23 protein-coding genes and 1 pseudogene are annotated in these 22,519 nt (G+C 66.2%); 3 read left to right on the plus strand and 21 right to left on the minus strand.

What is annotated here, in order from left to right; genetic code table 11:
* Nucleotides 1–5: 5 nt before the first annotated feature.
* From rpsE to DW355_RS01490, 15 genes and pseudogenes are all read right to left on the minus strand, one after another.
* Nucleotides 6–536: a 30S ribosomal protein S5 gene (rpsE, locus tag DW355_RS01420; RefSeq protein ID WP_035610276.1), complete on the minus strand. Its 531-nt coding sequence runs from the start codon at nucleotides 534–536 to the stop codon at nucleotides 6–8.
* Nucleotides 537–553: 17 nt separating this feature from the next.
* Nucleotides 554–919, minus strand: coding sequence for a 50S ribosomal protein L18 (rplR, locus tag DW355_RS01425; RefSeq protein WP_035610279.1), 366 nt, complete (start codon nucleotides 917–919; stop codon nucleotides 554–556).
* A 20-nt stretch (nucleotides 920–939) separates the two neighbouring features.
* A complete protein-coding gene (gene rplF, locus DW355_RS01430; RefSeq protein WP_131277382.1) occupies nucleotides 940–1,473 on the minus strand; it encodes a 50S ribosomal protein L6 in 534 nt (177 codons plus the stop codon).
* Nucleotides 1,474–1,491: 18 nt separating this feature from the next.
* A complete protein-coding gene (gene rpsH, locus DW355_RS01435; RefSeq protein ID WP_131277385.1) occupies nucleotides 1,492–1,887 on the minus strand; it encodes a 30S ribosomal protein S8 in 396 nt (131 codons plus the stop codon).
* 15 nt (nucleotides 1,888–1,902) lie between these two features.
* Nucleotides 1,903–2,208, minus strand: a complete 306-nt coding sequence (gene rpsN / locus DW355_RS01440) for a 30S ribosomal protein S14 (protein ID WP_131277388.1) — start codon at nucleotides 2,206–2,208, stop codon at nucleotides 1,903–1,905.
* A gap of 8 nt (nucleotides 2,209–2,216) precedes the next feature.
* Nucleotides 2,217–2,756, minus strand: a complete 540-nt coding sequence (gene rplE / locus DW355_RS01445; protein ID WP_131277391.1) for a 50S ribosomal protein L5 — start codon at nucleotides 2,754–2,756, stop codon at nucleotides 2,217–2,219.
* 11 nt (nucleotides 2,757–2,767) lie between these two features.
* On the minus strand, nucleotides 2,768–3,088 hold the full coding sequence (rplX, locus tag DW355_RS01450) for a 50S ribosomal protein L24 (RefSeq protein WP_131277393.1): 321 nt from the start codon (nucleotides 3,086–3,088) through the stop codon (nucleotides 2,768–2,770).
* A gap of 12 nt (nucleotides 3,089–3,100) precedes the next feature.
* A complete protein-coding gene (rplN, locus tag DW355_RS01455) occupies nucleotides 3,101–3,469 on the minus strand; it encodes a 50S ribosomal protein L14 (protein ID WP_131277397.1) in 369 nt (122 codons plus the stop codon).
* Nucleotides 3,470–3,770: 301 nt separating this feature from the next.
* A pseudogene (locus tag DW355_RS01460) lies at nucleotides 3,771–5,368 on the minus strand (FAD-dependent oxidoreductase).
* Between the two features lie 120 nt (nucleotides 5,369–5,488).
* Entirely contained in the window at nucleotides 5,489–7,216 is a 1,728-nt protein-coding gene (locus DW355_RS01465; protein WP_131282141.1) for an ABC transporter substrate-binding protein, read from the minus strand.
* An 87-nt stretch (nucleotides 7,217–7,303) separates the two neighbouring features.
* Nucleotides 7,304–7,612, minus strand: coding sequence for a DUF2160 domain-containing protein (locus tag DW355_RS01470; protein WP_131277399.1), 309 nt, complete (start codon nucleotides 7,610–7,612; stop codon nucleotides 7,304–7,306).
* 167 nt (nucleotides 7,613–7,779) lie between these two features.
* Nucleotides 7,780–8,592: a carbohydrate ABC transporter permease gene (locus DW355_RS01475; RefSeq protein WP_131277402.1), complete on the minus strand. Its 813-nt coding sequence runs from the start codon at nucleotides 8,590–8,592 to the stop codon at nucleotides 7,780–7,782.
* Nucleotides 8,585–9,481, minus strand: a complete 897-nt coding sequence (locus DW355_RS01480; protein ID WP_131277405.1) for a carbohydrate ABC transporter permease — start codon at nucleotides 9,479–9,481, stop codon at nucleotides 8,585–8,587. Before DW355_RS01480 ends, DW355_RS01475 begins: the two co-directional genes overlap by 8 nt.
* Nucleotides 9,478–10,560, minus strand: coding sequence for an ABC transporter ATP-binding protein (locus DW355_RS01485; protein ID WP_131277408.1), 1,083 nt, complete (start codon nucleotides 10,558–10,560; stop codon nucleotides 9,478–9,480). The genes DW355_RS01480 and DW355_RS01485 overlap by 4 nt, the downstream gene beginning before the upstream one ends.
* Before the next feature lies 1 nt (nucleotide 10,561).
* Nucleotides 10,562–11,638, minus strand: coding sequence for an ABC transporter ATP-binding protein (locus DW355_RS01490; protein ID WP_131277411.1), 1,077 nt, complete (start codon nucleotides 11,636–11,638; stop codon nucleotides 10,562–10,564).
* A gap of 181 nt (nucleotides 11,639–11,819) precedes the next feature.
* On the opposite strand from DW355_RS01490, the gene DW355_RS01495 reads away from it, so the two are divergent.
* From DW355_RS01495 to proC, 3 genes are all read left to right on the plus strand, one after another.
* Nucleotides 11,820–12,587 carry a DeoR/GlpR family DNA-binding transcription regulator gene (locus DW355_RS01495; RefSeq protein ID WP_131277414.1) on the plus strand — a complete coding sequence of 256 codons (768 nt, stop codon included), beginning with the start codon at nucleotides 11,820–11,822 and terminating at the stop codon, nucleotides 12,585–12,587.
* Nucleotides 12,588–12,618: 31 nt separating this feature from the next.
* A complete protein-coding gene (glpK, locus tag DW355_RS01500; protein ID WP_131277417.1) occupies nucleotides 12,619–14,112 on the plus strand; it encodes a glycerol kinase GlpK in 1,494 nt (497 codons plus the stop codon).
* 78 nt (nucleotides 14,113–14,190) lie between these two features.
* Entirely contained in the window at nucleotides 14,191–15,015 is an 825-nt protein-coding gene (gene proC, locus DW355_RS01505) for a pyrroline-5-carboxylate reductase (RefSeq protein WP_131277420.1), read from the plus strand.
* A 60-nt stretch (nucleotides 15,016–15,075) separates the two neighbouring features.
* Here the strand turns inward: proC and ubiA are convergent, their stop codons facing one another.
* From ubiA to recG, 6 genes are all read right to left on the minus strand, one after another.
* Nucleotides 15,076–16,002, minus strand: coding sequence for a 4-hydroxybenzoate octaprenyltransferase (ubiA, locus tag DW355_RS01510; protein ID WP_131277423.1), 927 nt, complete (start codon nucleotides 16,000–16,002; stop codon nucleotides 15,076–15,078).
* A 120-nt stretch (nucleotides 16,003–16,122) separates the two neighbouring features.
* The gene (locus DW355_RS01515; RefSeq protein ID WP_131277426.1) at nucleotides 16,123–16,614 is read right to left on the minus strand and encodes a Dps family protein; all 492 of its coding nucleotides are present in this window, start codon (nucleotides 16,612–16,614) and stop codon (nucleotides 16,123–16,125) included.
* A 53-nt stretch (nucleotides 16,615–16,667) separates the two neighbouring features.
* Nucleotides 16,668–17,657 (minus strand): LysR substrate-binding domain-containing protein, encoded by a 990-nt coding sequence (locus DW355_RS01520; protein ID WP_131277429.1) that lies wholly within the window; start codon nucleotides 17,655–17,657, stop codon nucleotides 16,668–16,670.
* 99 nt (nucleotides 17,658–17,756) lie between these two features.
* Nucleotides 17,757–18,329 carry a hypothetical protein gene (locus DW355_RS01525; protein WP_131277432.1) on the minus strand — a complete coding sequence of 191 codons (573 nt, stop codon included), beginning with the start codon at nucleotides 18,327–18,329 and terminating at the stop codon, nucleotides 17,757–17,759.
* Nucleotides 18,330–18,373: 44 nt separating this feature from the next.
* Nucleotides 18,374–20,044, minus strand: a complete 1,671-nt coding sequence (locus tag DW355_RS01530; RefSeq protein WP_131277435.1) for an SPOR domain-containing protein — start codon at nucleotides 20,042–20,044, stop codon at nucleotides 18,374–18,376.
* Between the two features lie 158 nt (nucleotides 20,045–20,202).
* Nucleotides 20,203–22,404, minus strand: a complete 2,202-nt coding sequence (gene recG, locus DW355_RS01535) for an ATP-dependent DNA helicase RecG (protein WP_431733200.1) — start codon at nucleotides 22,402–22,404, stop codon at nucleotides 20,203–20,205.
* Nucleotides 22,405–22,519 lie beyond the last annotated feature (115 nt).

Genomic DNA, 22,519 nt, shown 5'->3' on the forward strand with positions numbered 1-22,519 from the left:
TGCGCTCAGGCGGTGAAGAGTTCTTCAACCGTCTTGCCGCGCTTGGCGGCCACCTCGGCGGGCGTGCTGCTGTTGTTCAGCGCATCCAGCGTGGCACGCACCATGTTGTACGGATTGGTCGAACCATGGCTCTTGGCCACGATGTCGGTGATGCCCATCACCTCGAAGATGGCGCGCATCGGACCACCTGCGATGATGCCCGTGCCCTTGGGGGCCGGAAGCATCATGACGCTGGCGGCACCGTGTTGGCCCATCACCTTGTGATGCAGCGTGCCATTCTTGAGGGACACCTTGAGCATGTTGCGACGGGCCTCTTCCATGGCCTTCTGCACGGCCGCGGGCACTTCCTTGGATTTGCCCTTGCCCATGCCGACGCGGCCATCGCCATCGCCCACCACGGTCAGCGCGGCGAAGCCCAGGATACGGCCACCCTTGACCACCTTGGTCACGCGGTTGACCGCAATCATCTTCTCGCGCAGACCGTCCTCGGGACCTTCGGCCCCTTTGCCCTGCATTTTTGCTTGAACCTTAGCCATGTTTGCTTCCGATCTGCTTAGAACTGCAAGCCCGCTTCACGCGCGGCATCCGCCAGCGCCTTGACGCGACCGTGGTACGCGAAGCCCGAACGGTCAAAGGCGACTTTCTCGACGCCCGCCTTCTTGGCTTTCTCGGCGATGCGCTTGCCGATCAGTTGCGCGGCGGCGGCATTGCCACCCTTGCCCGCGCCACCCAGGGACTTGCGCACCTCTGCCTCGGCCGTGGAAGCGGAGGCAAGCACCTTGGCGCCGTCTTCCGACACCACGCTGGCGTAGATGTGCAAGTTGGTACGGTTCACGGTCAGACGCGCCACGCCTTGTTGGGCGATGCGGATGCGGGTCTGACGCGCCCGACGAAGACGCTGCTCTTTTTTGGTCATCATGATGAGTATCCTTTTGAGCCTTACTTCTTCTTGGTTTCCTTGATCACGACCTTCTCATCCGAATAACGGATGCCCTTGCCCTTGTAGGGCTCGGGAGGACGGATCGCGCGGATTTCGGCGGCGATCTGGCCCACGCGCTGACGATCGGCACCCTTGATGACGATCTCGGTCGGGGCGGGCGTGGCCACCGTGATGCCTTGCGGCATCTGCACGTCCACGGGATGGGAGTAACCCACCGACAGATTGAGCTTGGCGCCCTGGGCTTGAGCCTTGTAGCCCACGCCAATCAGAGTCAGCTTCCTCTCGAAGCCCTTGCTCACACCAAGCACCATGTTGTTCACCAGCTGACGCAGGGTGCCGCTCATGGCATTGGCTTCACGGCTCTCATCGACGGGCGTGAAGCTCAGCTTCCCGCCTTCGTTGCTCACCTTCACCAGCGCGGACGGCACCAGCGACAACGTGCCGCCGGAACCCTTAACGCTGATCTGGCCTGCCTTGATGGAGACTTCCACGCCGTTCGGGACGGCGATGGGCATTTTTCCGATACGCGACATTTCAGTGACTCCTCGACATCAGGCCACGTAGCACAGGACTTCGCCACCGACACCGGAGGCGCGCGCCTTGCGATCCGTCATGACGCCCTTGGGGGTCGTCACGATGGCCACGCCCAGACCATTCTGGACTTGGGGAATGGCATCACGGCCCTTGTAAACACGCAGGCCAGGACGGCTCACGCGCTCGATGCGCTCAATCACCGGACGACCGGCGTAATACTTCAGCGCGATTTCCAGTTCGGACTTGCCATCCACGGCCTTCACTTGGAAGCCGTCGATGTAACCCTCTTCCTTCAACACCTGGGCGATGGCCACCTTCACCTTGGAAGAGGGCACCGACACGGTGGTCTTGGCGACCATCTGCGCATTGCGAATGCGCGTCAGCAGGTCGGCGATGGGATCACTCATGCTCATCTTGAATACTCCTGCTTACCAGCTCGCCTTGGTCACGCCAGGGATTTCACCGGCGAAGGCCATTTCACGGATCTTGGCGCGGGCCAGGCCAAACTGGCGGAACGTGCCACGCGGACGGCCCGTGATCTCGCAGCGGTTGCGCTGACGCGTCGGATTGGCGTTGCGCGGCAGCTTCTGCAGATCCAGACGCGCGGCGGCGCGCTCGTCATCGCTCTTCTTGGCATCGCCAATGATGGCCTTGAGTTCCGCGTACTTCTTGGCGTACTTGGCGACCAGTTTTTCGCGCTTGTTTTCGCGCTCGATCAAAGCTGTTTTAGCCACGGGTCACCTCAGTTCTTGAAGGGGAATTTGAAGCCAGCGAGCAGTGCCTTGCACTCTTCGTCGGTCTTGGCCGTCGTCGTGATGCTGATGTTCAGGCCACGCAATGCATCCACCTTGTCGTACTCGATCTCAGGGAAGATGATCTGCTCTTTGACGCCGATGTTGTAGTTGCCGCGGCCATCGAAGGCGCGGCCAGAGATACCACGGAAGTCGCGCACGCGCGGCAGGGCCACGGTGACGAAACGGTCCAGGAATTCGTACATCTGAACACCGCGCAAGGTGACCATGCAGCCGATGGCCTGGCCTTCGCGGATCTTGAAGCCGGCGATGGCCTTCTTGGCCTTGGTCACGACGGGCTTCTGACCGGCGATCTTGGTCAGATCACCGACGGCGTTGTCCATGACCTTCTTGTCGGCGACAGCTTCGGAGACACCCATGTTCAAGGTGATCTTGGTCAGGCGCGGCACCTGCATGGGCGACTTGTAGCCGAACTTCTTGGTCAGTTCGGGAACAACCTTCTCGCGGTAGATTTCTTGGAAACGAGCCATGATGAGTACCTTTAGGCGACCTTGATTTCTTCGCCGCTGGACTTGTAGACGCGCACGCGCTTGCCATCGGCCAGCAGCTTGACGCCCACGCGGTCAGCCTTGCCCGTCGCGGCGTTGTAGATCGCCACGTTGGATTGATGGATCGGCATGGACTTCTCCACGATGCCGCCGGTCGTCCCCTTCACGGGGTTGGGCTTGGTGTGCTTCTTCACCAGGTTCACACCCTCGACCACGACACGTTCGTCGTCCTTGCGCAGCGCGACCTTGCCGCGCTTACCCTTGTCACGCCCGGCCAGGACGATGACTTCGTCGCCTTTGCGAATCTTGTTCATGAGACGAGTCCTTCAGAGAACTTCGGGCGCCAGGGACACGATCTTCATGAAGCGCTCGTTGCGCAGCTCGCGCGTCACCGGGCCGAAGATGCGGGTGCCAATGGGCTCCAGCTTATTGTTGAGCAGCACGGCGGCATTGCCGTCGAACTTCACGAGCGAGCCATCGCCACGGCGAATGCCCTTGGCGGTGCGAACCACAACCGCGCTGTAGACCTCGCCCTTCTTGACGCGGCCGCGCGGAGCAGCTTCTTTGATGCTCACTTTGATGATGTCGCCGACGCTGGCGTAGCGACGCTTGGAACCGCCGAGCACCTTGATGCACAAAACGGACTTCGCGCCGGTATTGTCGGCAACTTCCAACCGAGATTCTGTCTGGATCATTTCAATATTCCCAACTTGCACCAACACCGGGTGACGCGACATGCGCCATCCCGTGCCGGACAGTCTTGGGCCCGTCGTCAACGCCGCACACCACGCGCAACGCCTCTGTTTGGGCAGATGCCAGACTCCTTCGACACCCCGGAATGCATCCGGGACCTCTGCGGGATCTGGCGGGAAATCCACCTGATGAATCAGGCAGAGCCGGCGATTATGCACGAGATTTAAAGCTGCGTCAAACCCCCAACCGGCCCAGCACCCCGGAAGCGCGCCGGGACCCGTCCGCTCGCCCCGTCCCTGGCGCTCAGACAGGCCAATCGCGATAGCTCTGGGCCAAAGCCTCGAACGCCGCCAGCTGGGGATCGCCCCCCGTCTCTTGCGCCAGGATGCGCGCCACACGAGGTGCCACACAAGCCGCCAACTCTGCGTCCAGGAATAGCAAGCGGGAGCGCCTGGCAAGGACATCTTCGACAGTCAGCGCATACTCATTTCTTGCCGCAAAACGGACCATGGCCTCGGTCAAACCAGGCGCCAGAGCCTCGTCCGCGCCCGGCAGGTCGGCCAGTGTGGCAGCCTCCAAACCATACAGATGCGGGCCGGGTGCGGCGGCCACACCCGGTCCGTGGGCGGATTGCGGCGGCGGTGCGCCAACCAGGCGCAAGGAAGCGCTGACCCCCGCGGAGCGGCGCTGCGGGAGCAATCCCGACGCGACGCAACGCGCGAGCACGTCCTCGGCCATCGCCCGGTACGTCGTCCACTTGCCACCTGTTACCGTCACCAGCCCGCTGGCTGCCTGCAGCACCGTGTGCTCACGACTCAGGCTGCCGGTGTCGGAGTCATCCCCGACGGGCCGCACCAGGGGCCGCAAGCCCACCCAGATGCTCAGCACATCGGCGCGCGTGGGCGGACGCACGAGGTAGCGCGCCGCCTCGCCGAGGATGAAGTCAAGTTCGGAGCGCAAGGGTCGGGGCTCACGCGGCAGGTCTCGTCGAGGCGTGTCGGTGGTTCCGAGCACCAGCTTGCCCAGCCAGGGCACGGCAAACAGGACTCGCCCATCCGCCGTCTTGGGCACCAGCAGTGCGTGCTCACCCGGCAGGAAAGAGCGGTCCACCACCACATGCACCCCCTGGCTCGGCGCCACCATCGGCGTCACCGTCTTGCCTTGCGCACTGCCGTCCATCTGGCGCAGGTCGTCCACCCAGACGCCCGTGGCGTTGACCACGCAACGCGCCCGCACCTCGTACGACAGCCCCCGATGGCATCACGACAACGCAGACCCGTCACACGCCCGCTGTCATGCCGCAACTCGGTGACCGGGCAGTAGTTCAGCAGCAAGGCACCTTCGCGCGCCGCCGTGCGCGCCAGCGCCAGCGCCAGACGCGCGTCGTCAAACTGACCATCCCAGTACTGCACACCGCCGCTCAGACCGGTCGGTTGCAGGCGGGGCAAGGCGGCCAAGGTGTCTCGCCGGCCCAGGAAACGCGTCGGGCCCAGGCCCGCCTGACCGGCCAGCAGGTCATAGAGCTTGAGGCCGATGCCATAAAACGGCGTCTGCCACCAAGCGTAGGACGGCATGATGAACGACAAACGGGACGCCAGGTGCGGCGCATTGGCCAGCACCGTGCTGCGTTCATGCAAGGCCTCGCGCACCAGGGCGACATTGCCCTGGGCCAAGTAGCGCACGCCACCATGGAGCAGCTTGGTGGAGCGCGACGACGTGCCGCCGGCGAAGTCGTGCGACTCCAGCAGCACGACCGAATAACCGCGCGCGGCGGCGTCGAGCGCCACCCCCAGGCCGGTGGCACCGCCACCGACCACGGCCAGGTCCCAGGTGGTGGGCTCGGCCAAGCGTCCTAGCAGTTGGGGGCGCGAACTGGCATTCGGAAGTACAGACTCACTCATATCTTTAAAACATTGCAGGGATCCAAGGCCCCGGATCATCCCTCAATCCCGACCTCCTGGACCCCACTGCCAGGTAGCACAGGGCTGGCGTCCGGTCATTCGCGCGCCAACCCCCATGCATCAGCGCACCTTGCCGTCCTTCCAGGCCTGGAGCAGCTTGTCGTAGTTGATGGTCCGTCCGGTCGGCTTTTCATTGGCCAACTTGGCCCACGGCGCGGCCTTGGTGCTCAGCCACTTGGCAGGATCGCTTTTCGGGTTGAGCTTGGGCGCACAACGGGCCATGCCGGCGCGTTCCAGGCGGGCCATCACTTGATCCATTTCGTCGGCCAGGGTGTCCATGGCGGCCTGCGGCGTCTTCTCACCGGTCACCGCCTGCGCCACGTTCTTCCACCAGAGCTGGGCCAGCTTCGGATAGTCGGGCACATTGGTGCCAGTCGGCGACCAGGCCACGCGCGCGGGACTGCGGTAGAACTCGACCAGCCCCCCGAGCTTGGGCGCCATCTGCGTCATGGCTGCGGACTGGATGTCGCTCTCACGGATCGGCGTCAGCCCCACCATGGTCTTCTTGAGCGACACGGTCTTGGCCGTCACGAACTGGGCGTAGAGCCAGGCGGCGGCAGTGCGATTGGCGTCGTGCCCCGAGAAGAAGGTCCACGAGCCCACGTCCTGGTAGCCGTTCTGCATGCCATCCTTCCAGTACGGGCCGTTGGGGCCGGGCGCCATGCGCCACTTGGGCGTGCCGTCGGCATTCACCACGGGCAAGCCGGGCTTGGTCATGTCGGCCGTGAAGGCGGTGTACCAGAAGATCTGTTGCGCGATCTGGCCTTGCGCCGGCACCGGCCCGGCCTCGCCGAAGGTCATGCCGGTGGCTTCCTTGGGCGCGTACTTCTTCATCCAGTCCACATACTTGGTCAGCGCGTAGACGGCGGCGGGCGAGTTGGTGGCACCACCGCGCGCCACGGAGGCGCCCACCGGCGTGCACTTGTCCGCCGCGACACGGATACCCCACTCATCGATCGGCAGCCCGTTGGGTGCGCCGATGTCCGCGGTGCCCGCCATGGAGAGCCAGGCGTCGGTGAAACGCCAGCCCAGGCTGGGGTCCTTCTTGCCGTAATCCATGTGCCCGTAGATCGGCTTGCCGTCGATGGTCTTCACGTCATTGGTGAAGAACTCGGCGATATCCTCGTAGGCGCTCCAGTTCAGCGGCACGCCCAGGTCGTAGCCGTACTTCGCCTTGAACTTGTCCTGCAAGTCCTTGCGCGCGAACAGATCGGCGCGGAACCAGTACAGATTGGCGAACTGCTGGTCAGGCAATTGGTACAGCTTGCCATCTGGCGCCGTCGTGAACCGGGTGCCGATGAAGTCCTTGAGGTCCAAGCCCGGGTTGGTGTATTCCTTGCCCGCGCCCGCCATGTAATCGGTGAGGTTCATCACCTTGCCATAGCGGTAGTGCGTGCCGATCAGGTCCGAGTCGCTGATCCAGCCGTCATAGATCGACTTGCCGGACTGCATCGAGGTCTGCAACTTCTCGACCACATCACCTTCCTGAATCAGGTCATGCTTGACCTTGATGCCGGTGATTTCCTCGAAGGCCTTGGCCAGCGTCTTCGATTCGTACTCGTGGGTGGTGATGGTTTCCGACACCACGGAGATTTCCTTGACGCCTTTGGCCTGCAGTTTCTTGGCCGCGTCAATGAACCATTTCATTTCGGCGACCTGTCGCTCCTTGCTGAGCGTCGAGGGCTGGAATTCCGTGTCCACCCATTTCCTGGCTTCCGCCTCGCCCGCCACGGCCGATCCGGCCAGGAGGGCGATGGCCAGCGCCACCGCGGTGTATCCCGTCTTCATCATGTCTGTCTCCTCGTTATCACTTCCCCTGGAGGTTCACGATCACGTCCGACGCAGGGGAAGCTTGGCGTCGGACGAAAACAGCGATCAGCCTTTGCGCATGACCAGCAGCAACAGCAACATCGACAGCACGAAGCTGAACCAGACGGACGGCTCGGACGGCAGATCCAGCCACTCCGCCAGCTTGCCGCTGATGCCCACGAAGGCCAGGTTCACGTAGGCCGCCAGCAACAGCCCGATGAAGAGGCGGTCGCCGCGCGTGGTCTCCAGCGGAAGAAAGCCCCGGCGCCGTGTCGTCGGCGAGCGGATTTCCCACACCGTCATGCCCAGCAACAGCAGGACGATGGCGATGAAAAAAACCGCCACGGGCAGGGTCCAGGCCATCCAGTCAAACATACGCACCCCCCTGTGCGCCTGCGGCGCTTCCCCCCGGGGGGACATCGCCAGTGGCCTGGCAAAGCCAGTTCCACGGCGATCGCTGGCTTTTTCTGCGGCACGCGATCGCAGGCTGTTGAACGCAGGTCGAGGCGATCGGATTGAGCGTCATGGTCGTTCCTCCGGGCTCACACCCGTCCCATCGCGAAACCCTTCGCGATGTAATGCCGAACAAACCAGATCACGATGGCGCCCGGCACGATGGTCAGCACGCCGGCGGCCGCCAGCGTGGCCCAGTCCATGCCCGACGCGGACACCGTGCGCGTCATCGTGGCCACGATGGGCTTGGCATTGACGCTGGTCAGCGTGCGCGCCAGCAACAACTCCACCCAGCTGAACATGAAGCAGAAAAAGGCCGCCACGCCGACACCGGCCTTGATCAGCGGCAGAAAAATGGTCAAAAAGAAGCGCGGAAAGCTGTAGCCATCGATGTAAGCCGTCTCGTCGATCTCGCGCGGGATACCGCTCATGAAGCCTTCCAGGATCCAGACCGCCAGGGGCACGTTGAACAGCAGGTGCGCCAGTGCCACCGCGATGTGCGTGTCCATCAGTCCCACCGTGGTGTAGAGCTGAAAGAAAGGCAGCAGAAACACCGCCGGCGGGGTCATGCGGTTGGTGAGCAGCCAGAAGAACACATGCCGGTCGCCCAGGAACTGGTAGCGCGAGAAGGCATAGGCCGCGGGCAGGGCCACGGTGACGGAAATCACCGTGTTGATGAAGACGTAGATCAGGCTATTGATGTAGCCCGAATACCAGGACGGATCGGTGAAGATCGTTGCGTAGTTCGCGAAGGTGAAGTCGCGCGGGAAGAAGGAGAAGCTCGACAGAATTTCCTGGTTGGTCTTGAAGCTCATGTTGACCATCCAGTAGATGGGCAAGACCGCGAACACCAGATAAACGATCAGAAAGATCGTGCGCTTGCGCAGTCGAGGCTCATGCATGGCCAGCCTCCTGCTTGTCCGAGGTTCCCACGCCCTGCATCCAGTTGTAAAGGATGAAGCACAGCAACAGGATGATCAGGAAATAGATCAGGGAAAAAGCCGCCGCCGGCCCCAGGTCGAACTGACCCACGGCCTTCTGCGTCAGGTACTGCGAGAGAAAAGTGGTCGCGTTGCCAGGCCCGCCACCGGTGAGCACAAATGGCTCGGTGTAGATCATGAAGCTGTCCATGAAGCGCAGCAGCACCGCGATCATGAGAACGCCGCGCATCTTGGGCAGCTGGATGTAGCGGAACACGGCGAACTTGCTGGCGCCGTCGATGCGGGCGGCCTGGTAGTAGGCGTCGGGTATGGAACGCAGGCCAGCGAAGCACAACAGCGCCACCAGCGGGGTCCAGTGCCAGACGTCCATGACCAGTACCGTGAGCCAGGCATGGGTGGAGTTGCCGGTGTAGCTGTAGTCCAGCCCCAGGCGATCCAGCGCGGCGCCCAGCAGCCCGATGTCCGCGCGCGCGTAGATCTGCCAGATGGTGCCCACGACGTTCCAGGGGATCAGCAGCGACAGCGCCATCACCACCAGCACGGCCGAGGATTTCCAGCCCTGGGCCGGCATGGCCAGCGCGAGCGCGATGCCCAGTGGCAGTTCGACCGCCAGCACCGCCAGCGAAAACCCCAGCTGCCGCAGCAGTGCTTCGTGCAACTCCGGGTCCCGCATCACGGCGGCGAACCATTCGGTGCCCACGAAGACCCGACGCTCGGGCGAGATGATGTCCTGCACCGAGTAGTTCACCACTGTCATCAGCGGCAGGATGGCCGAGAACGCGACGCAGAGGATCACCGGCAAGATCAGGAACCAGGCCCGCTGGTTCACAGGTTTGGTCACAACACTCATGGCACCAGTTCCTCCTGAACGTAAAAACAGGTGTGCTCGCCCAGCAACTGCAGCCAGAGCGTGCCGCCCGGCGGCGGTGGGGGCGGCGACTCGATGGCGAGCCGCACCTTGAGCAGCTGCCCCCCGGTCAATTCAACCGTCAGCATCAGGTGCGTGCCCACGTCCTGCACCTGGCGTACCCGGGCAGGCACGGCTCCCACGGCACCGGCTGCGGCCACGGTCAGGTACTCCGGCCGGATGCCCACCTTCACCGGCCCCTGCGGCAGCCCCCGCGCAGACGGCAACGACAGGGTCTGGCCGGCGAGCAACAACTCCGTGCCTCGCACCTCGGCGGCGACGAAGTTCATGCCCGGCGAGCCGATGAAATGGCCGACAAAAGTGTGTTGGGGTCGCTCGAACAGGGCGTCGGCCGGTCCTACCTGCACCGCCTTGCCGCGGGTCATCACCACCACCTGGTCGGCGAAGGTCAAGGCCTCCACCTGGTCATGCGTCACGTAGATCAGCGTCAGCTTGAGTTCGTGGTGAATCTGCTTGAGCTTGCGGCGCAACTGCCATTTGAGATGGGGGTCGATCACCGTCAGCGGCTCGTCGAACAGGACGGCCGACACGTCGGGGCGGACCAGCCCCCGACCGAGTGAGATTTTCTGCTTGGCGTCCGCGGACAGGCCGGCCGCGCGGCGGTTGAGCTGGCCGCTCAGGTCCAGCATCTCGGCGATCTCGCCAACCCGCTGGCGGATCTGCTCGCGCGGCACCCCGCGGTTGCGCAGCGGGAAGGCCAGGTTCTCGGCCACGGTCATCGTGTCGTAGATCACCGGGAACTGGAAGACCTGCGCGATGTTGCGCTCTTGCGGGCTGGCACGGGTCACCTCCCGACCGTCGAAGAGCACCTTGCCCTGCGACGGCACCAGCAGCCCGGACATGATGTTGAGCATGGTGGTTTTGCCACAGCCGGAGGGACCCAGCAAGGCGTAGGCACCACCATCCTGGAACACCATGTGCAGCGGCAGCAAGGCGTAGTCACTGTCTTGCCGGGGGTCCGGCCGATAGGCATGCGCCAAATCCAATTCGATGCGTGCCATCTCAGTGGCCCTGGGCTCGTTGCGGCGCGATGCACAGATCACCCGCCGCATCGAAGAGATAGGCCTGCGCTGCGCTGAAGTACACGGTCAGCGCGGCACCCAACTCGAAGTAATGCACGCCGGTGAGCTGCATCACCAGCTCACCGACCTGGGTCGCCACATGCACATAGGTGTCGGAGCCTGAGATCTCCGCCAGTTCCAATCGCCCCGGCAAGGCGACGTCGCCCTCGCGCGGCACCACCCGCAAGGCGCTGGCGCGCAACCCCATGGTGACGGCTCCCGCCGGCCGTTCAGCGGGCAAGGCGAACGCAAAGCCCGGGCCGCCTCGCAGGCGCAGGCCTTCGGCCGTGACATCCGCCATGAGCAGATTCATGGGCGGATCACTGAAGGCACGGGCCACCCGCAGGGAGCACGGGCGGTGAAAGACCTCGACCGTGGGCCCGTATTGCAGCAGTTCGCCCTGGTCGAGCACCGCCGTGTGGCCGCCCAGCAGCAAGGCTTCCGCGGGTTCGGTCGTGGCGTACACCACGGTCGAGCCCTCCGAGGCGAAGAGTTGGCTCAGCTCCTCCCGCAACTCCTCGCGCAGCTTGTAGTCCAGGTTGACCAGGGGCTCGTCCAGCAGCATCAAGGGCGCCTGCTTGGCCAGGGCGCGGGCCAGGGCCACGCGCTGTTGCTGGCCCCCCGACAGCTCGGCGGGCAGGCGGTCCAGAAAAGGTTCGATGTGCAGCTTGGCCGCCAGTTCGCGCACCCGCGCGTCCACGCCCGTCTGCTTGCGCAAGCGCAGGGGCGAGGCAATGTTGCGCGCCACGGTCATGGACGGGTAGTTGATGAACTGCTGGTACACCATGGACACGTCCCGCTTGCGCACCGGCACACCGGTCACGTCCCGCTCGTCCACCAGCACCCGTCCGGCAGTCGGTGCGTCCAGGCCGGCCATCAGCCGCATCAGGCTGGTCTTGCCCGCCTGCGTCGCGCCCAGCAACACCGTCACCGCGCCGCTGCGCAAGGCCAGGCTCATGGGTCTGAGCCAGGTCTCGGCGCCCACGTTCTTGCCGATGCCATCCAGTACCAGCCGCATCCCGCACCCTTTCATGAAATGAAGGAGGTCCGTCCCGGCACCCGACGCTGAGCAAGGCTGCCGGCAACTGTTCGCAATTTTTCGATTGTTATTCTTTTGTTTTCGTTTTCCGTACAGGTTTTCCCTGGAGCCATTCCTTTTCGCTCGTTTATAGTGGCCCGCTCGACATTGAGCGACCCGCATGGAGAACCACAATCCCCGTCAGCTGCGACTGATCGAGTTCGTGCGCACGCGCGGCTCGGCCACGGTGGAACAACTGGCCGAGGAATTGGGCGTGACCTTGCAGACCGTGCGGCGCGACATCCAGCGGCTGGCCGAGACGGGCGCGCTCACGCGCTTTCACGGTGGCGCCCGGGTCCCCAGTTCGACCACCGAGAACATCGCCCATCAGCAGCGCCAGCAGTTGCATGCGCAGGGCAAGGCGCGCATCGCGCGTGCCGTCGCGCGGCAGGTGCCCAATGGCTGCTCGCTCATCCTGAACATCGGTACCACCACCGAGGCCATTGCCCAGGCCCTGTTGCAGCACACGGGCTTGCGCGTGATCACCAACAACCTCAACGTGGCCCACATCCTGTGTGGCAACCCGAGCTTCGAGATCATCGTGGCCGGCGGCGTGGTGCGCCCCCGGGACCGCGGCATCGTGGGCGAGGCGGCCGTGGACTTCATCCGCCAGTTCAAGGTCGACATCGCGCTGATCGGGATTTCTGCGATCGAAGCCGATGGCTCGCTGCGCGATTACGATTACCGGGAAGTCAAGGTGGCCCAGACCATCATCGCGCAGTCGCGCGAGGTCTGGCTGGCCGCCGACACCAGCAAGTTCAACCGCCCGGCCATGGTCCAGGTCGCGACCCTGTCGCAGATCGATCGGCTGTTCACCGACGCAGAACCCCCCGCCCCTTTTCCCTCGCTGCTGAACGATGCGGACATCCGCCTGGAAGTCTGCACCTGATCCACCCTCTTCTGTAAGACGCGATCCGCCCATGACCTACCTGTTGGCACTCGACCAAGGCACTTCCAGCTCCCGCAGCATCGTCTTCAACGAACGGGGACAGATCGTCGCGCTCGCGCAGCAGGAACTGCCGCAGATCTATCCGCAACCCGGCTGGGTCGAGCACGACCCCATGCAGATCTGGCAGACCCAGCTCGCGACCGCGCGCGACGTGCTGCGCCAGGCGGGCATCAGCGCCTCGGCGGTGCACGCCATCGGCATCACCAACCAGCGCGAGACCACGGTGGTCTGGAACCGCAAGACCGGGCTGCCCATCCACCACGCCATCGTCTGGCAGGACCGCCGCGCGGAACCGGCCTGCGCGCGGCTGCGCGAGCAGGGCCACGCGCCGCTGATCCACGCGCGCACGGGGCTGCTGGTCGACGCCTATTTCTCGGGCATGAAGCTGCAGTGGATCCTTGACCAGGTGCCCGGCGCGCGGCAGCAGGCCTTGGCCGGTGAACTGGCCTTCGGCACCGTGGACAGTTGGCTGATGTGGCAACTGACGGGCGGCGCCGTCCATGCGACCGACGTGAGCAACGCCTCGCGCACCATGCTGTTCAATGTGCACAGCAATCGTTGGGACCCGGAGTTACTGGCCCTGCTCGACATCCCGCCGCAGCTCATGCCTGAAGTCCATCCCTCCAGCGCCGACTTCGGCCAAGTCCGGGCCGAGCTGCTGGGGCACGCGATCCGCATCGGCGGCGTGGCCGGTGACCAGCAAAGCGCCCTCTTCGGCCAGGCCTGTTTCCGCGCGGGCATGGCCAAGAACACTTATGGCACCGGCTGCTTCATGCTGATGCACACCGGCACCACCTTCCAGGCCTCCAGCAACGGCTTGCTGACCACCAGCGCGGCCCAGGTCAGCCGCCAGACCGAATACGCCATCGAGGGCAGCGTCTTCGTCGGCGGCGCGGTGGTGCAGTGGCTGCGTGATGGGCTGCACGCCATCAAGGCCAGCAGCGAAGTGCAAAGCCTGGCGGAAAGCGTGCCCGACGCCGGTGGCGTGATCCTGGTGCCCGCCTTCACCGGCCTGGGCGCGCCCTACTGGAACGCCGAGGCACGCGGCCTCATCACCGGGCTGACGCGTGGCACGACACTCGCCCACATCGCGCGCGCCGCGCTGGAAAGCATCGCCTTCCAGAGCACGGCGCTGCTGGAGGCCATGAGCCGGGACGCCGTGGCCGCGGGCGGCAGCGCCGTCAGCGAACTGCGCGTGGACGGCGGTGCCTGCGCCAATGACCTGCTGATGCAGATCCAGGCGGACCTGCTGGGCATTCCGGTGGTGCGGCCCGAAGTCATCGAGACCACCGCCCTGGGGGCCGCCTACCTGGCGGGCCTGAGCACCGGCCTGTATGCCGGCACGGACGAACTGAGCCAGCTCTGGCGCGCCGAGCGCACCTTCCTGCCCACGCTGGGGCGGGCGCAGGCCCGTGCCCGCATGGACCAGTGGGAACACGCGGTGCGCCAGGCGACCGCGGACTGATGCCGCGCCGCTGCGGCGACAATCCTTCTTTTTGAACCGGCCTGCGCGCGCCAGGCCCTGCCCAGAAGGAAGCACCGGATGATCGACTCCCGCACCGCCATCGCATTCATCGGCGGCGGCAACATGGCCAGCGCCATCATCGGCGGCCTGCTGCAGCAAGGCACGCCGGCCACGTCCATCAACGTGGTCGAACCCCTGCCCGCCGCCCGGCAGGCCCTGGTCGACAAATACAAGGTGCGCGTGCACGAACAGGTCGGTGAGTTTCTGCGGGACACGGGTCTGGTGGTCTGGGCCGTGAAACCGCAGATATTCAAGGAAGTGGCCCTGGCGCTCGCGCCCGAGGTGGGCCAGGCCCTGCACCTGAGCGTGGCCGCCGGCATCGCCAGCGACAGCATCGCGCTCTGGCTGGGCAACGAGCGCATCGTGCGCGCCATGCCCAACACGCCCGCGCTGGTCGGTCTGGGCATGACCGGGCTGTACGCGCGCCCCGCCGTCGGTGCCGCCGAACGCCAGCAAGTCGAGCGCATCGCCACTTCGGTGGGCGAGGCGCTCTGGGTGGAACGCGAGGAATTGCTGGACGCCGTGACCGCCGTCTCCGGCTCCGGCCCGGCCTACTTCTTCTACGTGCTCGAAGCCATGACGGAAGCCGGGGTGGCGCTGGGCCTCGGCCGCGAGCAGGCCTACCGCCTGGCCGTGCAGACCGCGCGCGGCGCGAGCGAGCTCGCCCATCGGTCCGACGAGCCCGCCGAGCTGCTGCGCCAGCGCGTCACCTCCAAAGGCGGCACCACGCACGAAGCCATCACCACGCTGGAGGCAGGCGGCCTCAAGCCCCTGTTCGCGCAAGCCCTGCAGGCCTGCGCCCGACGGGCCCGGGAATTGGGCGAGGAATTCGGTAAGGGTTGAGGCGACCCCGAGGCCAGGCGCGCGACCCGCGCCTTGAACGCCGGACCCCGGACGTGGTGCTCAGACCGGGGCGTGCAGAAACAGGCCCAAGGCCACGCCCGCGAACACCGTGAAGCCCAGCCAGTGGTTCAGGCGAAAGGCCCGGAAACAGCCTTCGCGCGTGCGCTCACGGATCAGTCGGTAATGCCAACCGACCTGCACGGCGGCGACCAGCAGCGTCGCGCCCCAGACCCAGGGATGGAGGCGGTCGACCAGCAGCACGGTCCAGATCAGCAGGTGCAGCAGGTAAAAGGCCGTGATCGCCACCACGTCGAAACGGCCCAGCGTGATGGCCGAGGTCTTCATGCCGATCTTCAGGTCGTCATCGCGATCGACCATGGCGTATTCGGTGTCGTAGGCCAGCACCCAGAACAGATTTCCGAGCAGCAGCGCCCAGGCCAAGGGCGGCACCGCACCCAGAACAGCGGAGAAGCCGAGCAAATCGCCGCCTTGCACGGCGACAAAGGCCATGGGAATGCCGAAGCTGAAGGCCACGCCCAGCACGGCCTGCGGCATGGCCACGTAGCGCTTGGCGTAGGGATAGATCAAGGTCACGGCCAGCGCCGCGAAAGACCAGGCGATGGTGGCCAGGTTGGTCGTCAGCACCAGGCCAAAGGCCAGCAGGGCCAGCACCGCGCCCAAGGCCAGCGCTTCCTTCACCGACACTTTGCCGCTGGTCACCGGGCGTTGCGCAGTGCGCTTGACGTGCCGGTCGAAATCACGGTCGGCCACATCGTTCACGCAACAGCCCGCACTGCGCATGAGGATGGTGCCCAGCACGAACACCGCCAGCAAATGCCAGCCCGGCCAGCCCCCCGCCGCCGCCCACAACGCCGACAGCGAGGGCCAGAGCAACAACAGCCAACCCGCCGGACGATTCCAGCGGATGAGGTCGAGGTAAAGAGTCCAGCGCGAGGGCTGGATGGGTGGCGTGGCGGATGAGGACATTTCAGGAATTGGAAGGCTGAGAAACCGTAGCGAGCGGTCCCAGCTTGCGTCGAGCATCGCAGCCGTACTGTACGTACGGCGAGAAGCGCAGGCGCGAGATGGGATCGCGCAGTAGGTTTATCAGTCTTCCAAGAGGGAGCGGAGCATCCAGGCGCTCTGCTCATGCACGGTCAGGCGCTGCGTCAGCAGATCGGCCGTGGGCTCGTCGTTGGCCTTCTCGGCCAGGGGGAAGATGGCACGCGCCGTGCGCGCCACAGCTTCGTGGCCTTCGACCAGGATGCGCACCATCTCCATCGCCTTGGGTGGCGTGGCCGGCACGTCGGGCACGGAGGCCAGCTTGCCGAACTGGGCGTAGGAGCCCGGCGCCGCGTGGCCCAGCGAGCGGATGCGCTCGGCCACCGGGTCCACCGCGTTCCACAGCTCGGTGTACTGCGTCATGAACATGGTGTGCAGGGTGTTGAACATCGGCCCCGTCACGTTCCAGTGAAAGTTGTGCGTGGTCAGGTACAGGGTGTAGGTATCGGCCAGCAACCGGGACAGGCCCTCGGCGATGGCCGCGCGGTCCTGTTCGCTGATGCCGATGTTGATGGCGGGTGCCGTGGTCTTGGCCATGCGTGAACTCCTTGTCGTCGGTGAAGAATGAATCGGGGAATCGGGGCCGCGGATCAGGCCGCCTGGGCCTCGACCTGGCGCAGATCCGACAGGCGGATGACGCCCGGCAGCGCGCAGGCGTAAATGGCGTTGCGCAAGGCGGCGATGGCGCCGTAGCGCGTGAAGCTGCGACGCCAGACCAGCACGACGCGGCGCAGGGGCGAATCCCCATCGAAGGGCAGGTAGCGGATCAGGCTTTCGTCGGCCCCGATCCGGCTCTTGGCCTGGCCGTCCTCCAGCGCGCCCTCGGGCACCGACAGACGTGGCACCAGAGTCACGCCCATGCCAGCGGCCACCATGTGCTTGATGGTCTCCAGCGAGGAGCCTTCGAAGCTCTTCTGTATGCCTTCGGTGTTGCTGGAGAAACGGGCGAACTCAGGACAGACCTCCAGCACGTGGTCGCGGAAGCAATGCCCCGTGCCCAGCAGCAGCATGGTTTCGGACTTGAGCTCCTGCGTCGTGACACGCTTGCGTTGGGCCAGCGGATGGCCCACGGGCACGGCCGCGAAGAAAGGCTCGTCGTACAAGGGCGCGACGGCCAGGCCGGTGTCCGGAAACGGCTCGGCCAGGATGGCGCAGTCGATCTCGCCCGTGCGCAACATTTCCAGCAGCTTGCCGGTGAAGTTCTCCTGCAGCACCAGGGGCATCTGCGGCGAGAGGCGAATGTTCTGCCGCACCAGATCGGGCAAGAGGTATGGGCCGATGGTGTAAATCACCCCCATGCGCAGGGGGCCGGCCAGCGGGTCCTTGCCGCGCTTGGCGATCTCCTTGATGTTGGCAGCCTGCTCCAGCACAGACTGCGCCTGGCGCACGATGTCTTCGCCCAGGGGCGTGACCGTGACTTCGTTGGCGCTGCGCTCGAAAAGCTTGACGTCCAGCTCCTCCTCGATCTTCTTGACCGCCACCGACAGGGTAGGTTGGGACACGAAGCAGGCCTCGGCCGCGCGACCGAAGTGTTTCTCCCGGGCCACCGCCACGATGTATTTGAGTTCGGTCAGGGTCATGATCTAGCCATTCCATCCATCCAATAGACCGATACTATCAACATGGCCCGACCATATTCGTAACAAGGCGTGGCGCCCTGGCGCGGACCGCGCGCGGGTTCAGGGCAACACAGTCACGCGCAGTTGCAGCAGGCGGGGTGCCTGGCCGGCCGCGTCGCTGCGGTAGACCCCACGCTGCGGCTCCGTGCCGCTTTTGGCCAGGGTCACCCACTGGCCCAGCGGCGCCAGCACGGTGGTGCGCAATTGGCCGGTTTGCTGCGCGGGCAACTCCTTGCCGGGCTGCTGGCTCACGTTCTCACCCAGCCACTGCACTTCGACCTCGGCCTGGCGGCCGCCGGTCCAGACCGGACGCATCTGCAGCGTCTGGCCACTCTGGAACCAGATCAATTCCTGCTTGACCCCGGCGCCATTGTTCTGGCCCTCGGCCTGCACTTCCTTGATCCAGGTCTGCGGCTGGGCCGAGGTCTGTCCCACGCGGGTCACGTCCCCATTGCGCACCTGCACCTGCTGGGCGGGCTGCAAGGGCACGGCGGGTTGGGTGCTCACGCTGTAGCCAGCGGCGGCCGCGTCGATCTGGCGCAGTTCCAGCAGCACGTTGCGCGCGGGCAGGGTTTGCGCGCCCGCCAGGGCCATGGCCCCCAGCAGCGCCGACACCAGTGCCCCCATCCTCATTCGCAAGCAGATACGCATCTCAGCCCCTCTTCCTTCAGATTCGATCAGCGCGCCTCGCGCATCACCATCGCGGGCAAGCTGCGCGCCTGGATGCGCTGAGCCGCCTGCTGGGCCTGCGCCTGCTGCGTGTAGGGCCCGGCCACGACACGCAACAGGGACTCGCCCCGGTTGTTCGGAAAGTTTTCAAGCGAGGCCTCAAGGCCCATGGCCTGCAGTTGCGCCAGCACGCGGTGCGCGTTGTCCGCCTGCCGGAACACGCCGGCCTGCACCACCCAGGCTGTCGCCCCGACGGATCGGGTCGACGGGGATGCGGCGGAGGCCGCCGACACAGGCAAGGGCGAGGCGGCGTCCGCTTGCGGCACCATGCTGGCGGACGCCACGCCCCCCTGCGATTGGGTCACGCGCTTGGCCTGCGCCGCCTGGGACGCCGCGCGCAGGCGCGCCGATGGCTGCGGTTTGTCGCCCTCGGCAAGCGGGGCCGACGGGGCAGACGCCACACGCCGGGGTGCTGAGGAAGAGGCGGTCGGCGGCGCGGGCGCCACGGCAGGCTGGGTGACCACCCCGCTCGCCACGTTGCCAGCGCGCTTGCCCGCCGTCGCGCCCGACGTGTCCGCCTGGGCCACTTGCCGGGCGCGGGGCGCCGTCGGCGTGGCCGCCGGCGGTTGAGAACGCGAGGACGGCACGGTCACGGCCTGCAAGGGCACCAGGTCCGCAGGCGACGCGGCCGAACCGGAAGCCGCGCCCGGCGGCGAGAAGGGGGCCGGCAGGGGCGCGTTCAAGGGCGCGGCGGCGACGGGGTTGGCCGCGAAGGACGTCACGGGCACCAGATCCGCACCGGACCGGCCCGAACGGGCCGTGGCGTCGAAGGCCGGTTCGAAGGCCACGACGGGTCGGGTGGCGGCATCGTCCACCGGTTTGCTGGCATGGGCCGCTGGCGTGGGGGCGTTCGGCAAGGTGGCCGCGGCTGCTTGCGTGATCACGCCTGCGGCCACGGCACCGGGGGTGCCAGAGGCGTTGGAGGGCGATATGGCGCCCGTGCTCGCCACCCGGCCGGAAGCGCTTTGGGTCGCCGTGGGCGCGGGCTGCGGGAGGGCCAGCGGCGTGGCGGCTTCTTGCCGCGGTGCCTCCCGGCTCACGGCCGAAGCCAGCTTGGCCCAGGCATTGCCACCCAGACGCTGCCAATCTTGCATGGCCAGCACCGGCGCCAGCAAGGCCCCCAGCACCAGCAGATTCGCCAGCAGTTGCCGCCCCAGCCGATGCGGACCAGGCGCGACGGCGGTCAACTGGCTGACGGTGTCGACCACGCCGGAGCTCTTGCGCAGCACATTGGAAATCTTGTCGTTGTAGTGGCCGTAGAGCCAGACGTTGGCGTACAGACCGGGGACGATGTAGGCCACCGAGACGAACCACAGGCCCAGCATCCAGGCCAGCGCACTCGAATAATCGAACACCAGCTTGCCCACGCCGAACACCAGCAGCCCCGCGGTGGCCAGCGAGCCCACGTAGGCCAGCGCCCAGCCCCACATCTTGCGGTAGACCAGCCAGTTGAAGGTGAACAGGCTGGCCGCCCAATTCCAGCTCAGGCCCGCCTGCCCCGTCTCGTCGAAACGCAGAAAGCGCGGCAGGTGGTAGCCCTGCCCCCGCACACCAATGGCGGCACGGTAGAAGAGGGCGGTGTCACCCGAGGCGAGGGGATGGAAGGGATCGGCGCTCATGAGGGCAAAGGGCGGGGAAAAATCCGTGGCCGCTCCGGGCGACGGACCGGGCACGGCGGCGCGCGCCAAGTCTAAATCAGCTCGCCGCGCTCAGGTATCTTTTTGCCCCTGGGTCAAAAGGGCTGCGCACAGCCCCGCACGCCGTGCCTGCGCCCGGCTCAGGCCTTCAGGTAGTCCACCCGCCCGCCCAGCCAGCGCGCCACGTGGCGCTCGGCCAGGGCCGGATGCTGCGCCAGCATCAGCGCGGCGGTCTGCCGCGCCCAGTCCAGCACCTCGCCGTCGGTGGCGAGGTCGGCAAAGCGCAGCAGGGCCGCGCCGGACTGGCGCGCGCCCAGGAATTCTCCCGGACCGCGGATTTCCAGGTCACGCCGCGCGATCTCGAATCCGTCGTTGGTCTCGGCCATGGCCTTGAGGCGCTCGCGCGCGGTCTGGCCCAGGCGCGGCGCGTCCCCGGTCGAGTACAACAGCACGCAGGCCGAGGCTTGCGCCCCGCGCCCCACCCGCCCGCGCAGCTGGTGCAGTTGCGACAGGCCAAAGCGCTCCGCGTGCTCGATCACCATCAAGGTCGCATTGGGCACGTCCACGCCCACCTCGATCACCGTGGTGCTGACCAGCAGGCCCATGCGCCCGGCCACGAACTCGGCCATCACGGCCTGCTTCTCGGCGGCCGGCAGGCGCGAATGCAGCAGGCCGACCTGGATACTGCATTCGCCGCCACGCGGCGCAGCATGGGCGCCATGATTCAAGGCCGCGGTCAGCTCGGCGTGCGTGGCCGTGGCATTCGTCAGGTCCACCGCCTCGCTTTCCTCGATCAAGGGACAGACCCAGTAGACCTGCCGTCCGTCGGCCAGTTGGGCGCGGATGCGGTCGATCAGTTCCGGGCGCCGCTGCTCCGAGATCACGCGGGTCACGATGGGGCTGCGCCCCGGCGGCAGTTCGTCCAGCGTGGACACGTCGAGGTCAGCGTAATAGCTCATGGCCAGGGTGCGCGGAATGGGCGTGGCCGTCATCATCAGCATATGCGGTTCAACGGGCCCCCACGCTGCGCCGCTGCGCGGGTCGCTGCCTTCCATCACCTTCTCGCGCAGGGCCAGTCTCTGCGCCACGCCGAAGCGATGCTGCTCGTCCACGATGGCCAGGCCCAGCCGGTGGAAATGCACCTTGTCCTGGATCACCGCGTGCGTGCCGACGATGAGCTGGGCCTGGCCGCTGTCGATCGCTTCCAGCGTCTCGCGCCGCTCCCGGGTCTTCTGCCCACCCGCGAGCCAGGCCACCCGCACGCCCAGCGGCGCCAGCCAGTCCACCAGTTTCTTGACGTGCTGGCTGGCCAGGATTTCGGTGGGCGCCATCAGCACGCACTGGTAGCCGGCATCGATGCACACGGCGGCGGCCAGCGCGGCCACCACGGTCTTGCCGCTGCCCACGTCGCCCTGCAAGAGCCGGTGCATGGGCGAGGGCCGGGCCAGGTCTTGCGCGATTTCCTCGCTCACGCGGCGCTGCGCCGCCGTGAGCGCGAAGGGCAGCACGGCCAGCAGTTTTTCATGAAGCCCCTCGGTCTCGCCGCCGGGCCGCCCCAAGGCGAGGGCCGGCGCGCGCCGCTGAGCCTGCGCCTGCCGCGCCTGCAGCTGCGACAGCTGCTGGGCCAGCAACTCCTCGGCTTTCAGACGCAACCAGGCCGGGTGGCTGCGGTCCTGCAAGGCGGCCAGCGAAACTTCGGGGCCGGGGTGATGCAGGTAGTCCAGCGCGGCGTGCAAGGACCAGTCAGCGAGCACCCGTGCCCCACCAGGCCAGGATTGCAGGGCCTGCGGCGGCAGAGTTTCATCCAGCACCAGTTTGTCCAGCGCACGGCCCACGGCCTTGCGCAGATAGGCCTGCGGCAGGCCGGCCGTGGTCGGGTACACGGGTGTCAGCGCCTGGGCCAGCGGCGCGCCGGCCTGCACGGCCTTGCATTCAGGGTGCACCATCTCGCGCCCCAAAAAACCCCCGCGCACTTCACCCCGCACCCGCACGCGCTGGCCCACGGCCAACAACTTCTGTTGAGAAGGGTAAAAGTTCAGAAAGCGCAGCAACAGCGTGTGCCCGGCGGCGTCCTCGATGCGCACGATCAACTGACGACGCGCGCGCACCTCAACCCGGTTCTCACGCACCACGCCCTCGATCTGGGCCAGGTCCCCGTCGCGCAACTCGGCGATGGCCATCAGCCGCGTCTCGTCCTCGTAGCGCAAAGGCAGGTGCAGGGCCAGGTCCATGTCGCTGTCCAGGCCCAGGCGGCGCATGGCCTTCTGCGGCGCGCTCAGCGGCTTGTCGGCCTTGTCCTGTCGGACCTGCATCTTGTCGACATGTTCGCGTACGGCGGGCATGGACGGCATTGTGGCCCAGACCCACCGGTCCGGCATGGACGTGGCCACGGGTCGCGGTACGGGTCTCGATATGTAACCGGCACAGCTCTTGCGTAGTGCCCAGCGTGGGGCCCAG

The organism is Hylemonella gracilis, from assembly GCF_004328645.1.
In the GTDB taxonomy this organism is placed as follows: domain Bacteria; phylum Pseudomonadota; class Gammaproteobacteria; order Burkholderiales; family Burkholderiaceae_C; genus Hylemonella; species Hylemonella gracilis_B.

What these genes read in the sequence shown, in the direction of transcription:
- DW355_RS01515 (WP_131277426.1), bottom strand. Translation starts at nt 16,614, where the DNA reads ATGGCCAAGACCACGGCACCCGCCATCAACATCGGCATCAGCGAACAG.
- DW355_RS01480 (WP_131277405.1), bottom strand. Translation starts at nt 9,481, where the DNA reads ATGAGTGTTGTGACCAAACCTGTGAACCAGCGGGCCTGGTTCCTGATC.
- DW355_RS01525 (WP_131277432.1), bottom strand. Translation starts at nt 18,329, where the DNA reads ATGAGGATGGGGGCACTGGTGTCGGCGCTGCTGGGGGCCATGGCCCTG.
- DW355_RS01530 (WP_131277435.1), bottom strand. Translation starts at nt 20,044, where the DNA reads ATGAGCGCCGATCCCTTCCATCCCCTCGCCTCGGGTGACACCGCCCTC.
- DW355_RS01465 (WP_131282141.1), bottom strand. Translation starts at nt 7,216, where the DNA reads ATGAAGACGGGATACACCGCGGTGGCGCTGGCCATCGCCCTCCTGGCC.
- rplN (WP_131277397.1), bottom strand. Translation starts at nt 3,469, where the DNA reads ATGATCCAGACAGAATCTCGGTTGGAAGTTGCCGACAATACCGGCGCG.
- rplR (WP_035610279.1), bottom strand. Translation starts at nt 919, where the DNA reads ATGATGACCAAAAAAGAGCAGCGTCTTCGTCGGGCGCGTCAGACCCGC.
- DW355_RS01520 (WP_131277429.1), bottom strand. Translation starts at nt 17,657, where the DNA reads ATGACCCTGACCGAACTCAAATACATCGTGGCGGTGGCCCGGGAGAAA.
- rpsH (WP_131277385.1), bottom strand. Translation starts at nt 1,887, where the DNA reads ATGAGCATGAGTGATCCCATCGCCGACCTGCTGACGCGCATTCGCAAT.
- ubiA (WP_131277423.1), bottom strand. Translation starts at nt 16,002, where the DNA reads ATGTCCTCATCCGCCACGCCACCCATCCAGCCCTCGCGCTGGACTCTT.
- DW355_RS01485 (WP_131277408.1), bottom strand. Translation starts at nt 10,560, where the DNA reads ATGGCACGCATCGAATTGGATTTGGCGCATGCCTATCGGCCGGACCCC.
- rplE (WP_131277391.1), bottom strand. Translation starts at nt 2,756, where the DNA reads ATGGCTCGTTTCCAAGAAATCTACCGCGAGAAGGTTGTTCCCGAACTG.
- DW355_RS01475 (WP_131277402.1), bottom strand. Translation starts at nt 8,592, where the DNA reads ATGCATGAGCCTCGACTGCGCAAGCGCACGATCTTTCTGATCGTTTAT.
- DW355_RS01495 (WP_131277414.1), top strand. Translation starts at nt 11,820, where the DNA reads ATGGAGAACCACAATCCCCGTCAGCTGCGACTGATCGAGTTCGTGCGC.
- DW355_RS01490 (WP_131277411.1), bottom strand. Translation starts at nt 11,638, where the DNA reads ATGCGGCTGGTACTGGATGGCATCGGCAAGAACGTGGGCGCCGAGACC.
- rplX (WP_131277393.1), bottom strand. Translation starts at nt 3,088, where the DNA reads ATGAACAAGATTCGCAAAGGCGACGAAGTCATCGTCCTGGCCGGGCGT.
- recG (WP_431733200.1), bottom strand. Translation starts at nt 22,404, where the DNA reads ATGCCCGCCGTACGCGAACATGTCGACAAGATGCAGGTCCGACAGGAC.
- proC (WP_131277420.1), top strand. Translation starts at nt 14,191, where the DNA reads ATGATCGACTCCCGCACCGCCATCGCATTCATCGGCGGCGGCAACATG.
- glpK (WP_131277417.1), top strand. Translation starts at nt 12,619, where the DNA reads ATGACCTACCTGTTGGCACTCGACCAAGGCACTTCCAGCTCCCGCAGC.
- DW355_RS01470 (WP_131277399.1), bottom strand. Translation starts at nt 7,612, where the DNA reads ATGTTTGACTGGATGGCCTGGACCCTGCCCGTGGCGGTTTTTTTCATC.
- rplF (WP_131277382.1), bottom strand. Translation starts at nt 1,473, where the DNA reads ATGTCGCGTATCGGAAAAATGCCCATCGCCGTCCCGAACGGCGTGGAA.
- rpsE (WP_035610276.1), bottom strand. Translation starts at nt 536, where the DNA reads ATGGCTAAGGTTCAAGCAAAAATGCAGGGCAAAGGGGCCGAAGGTCCC.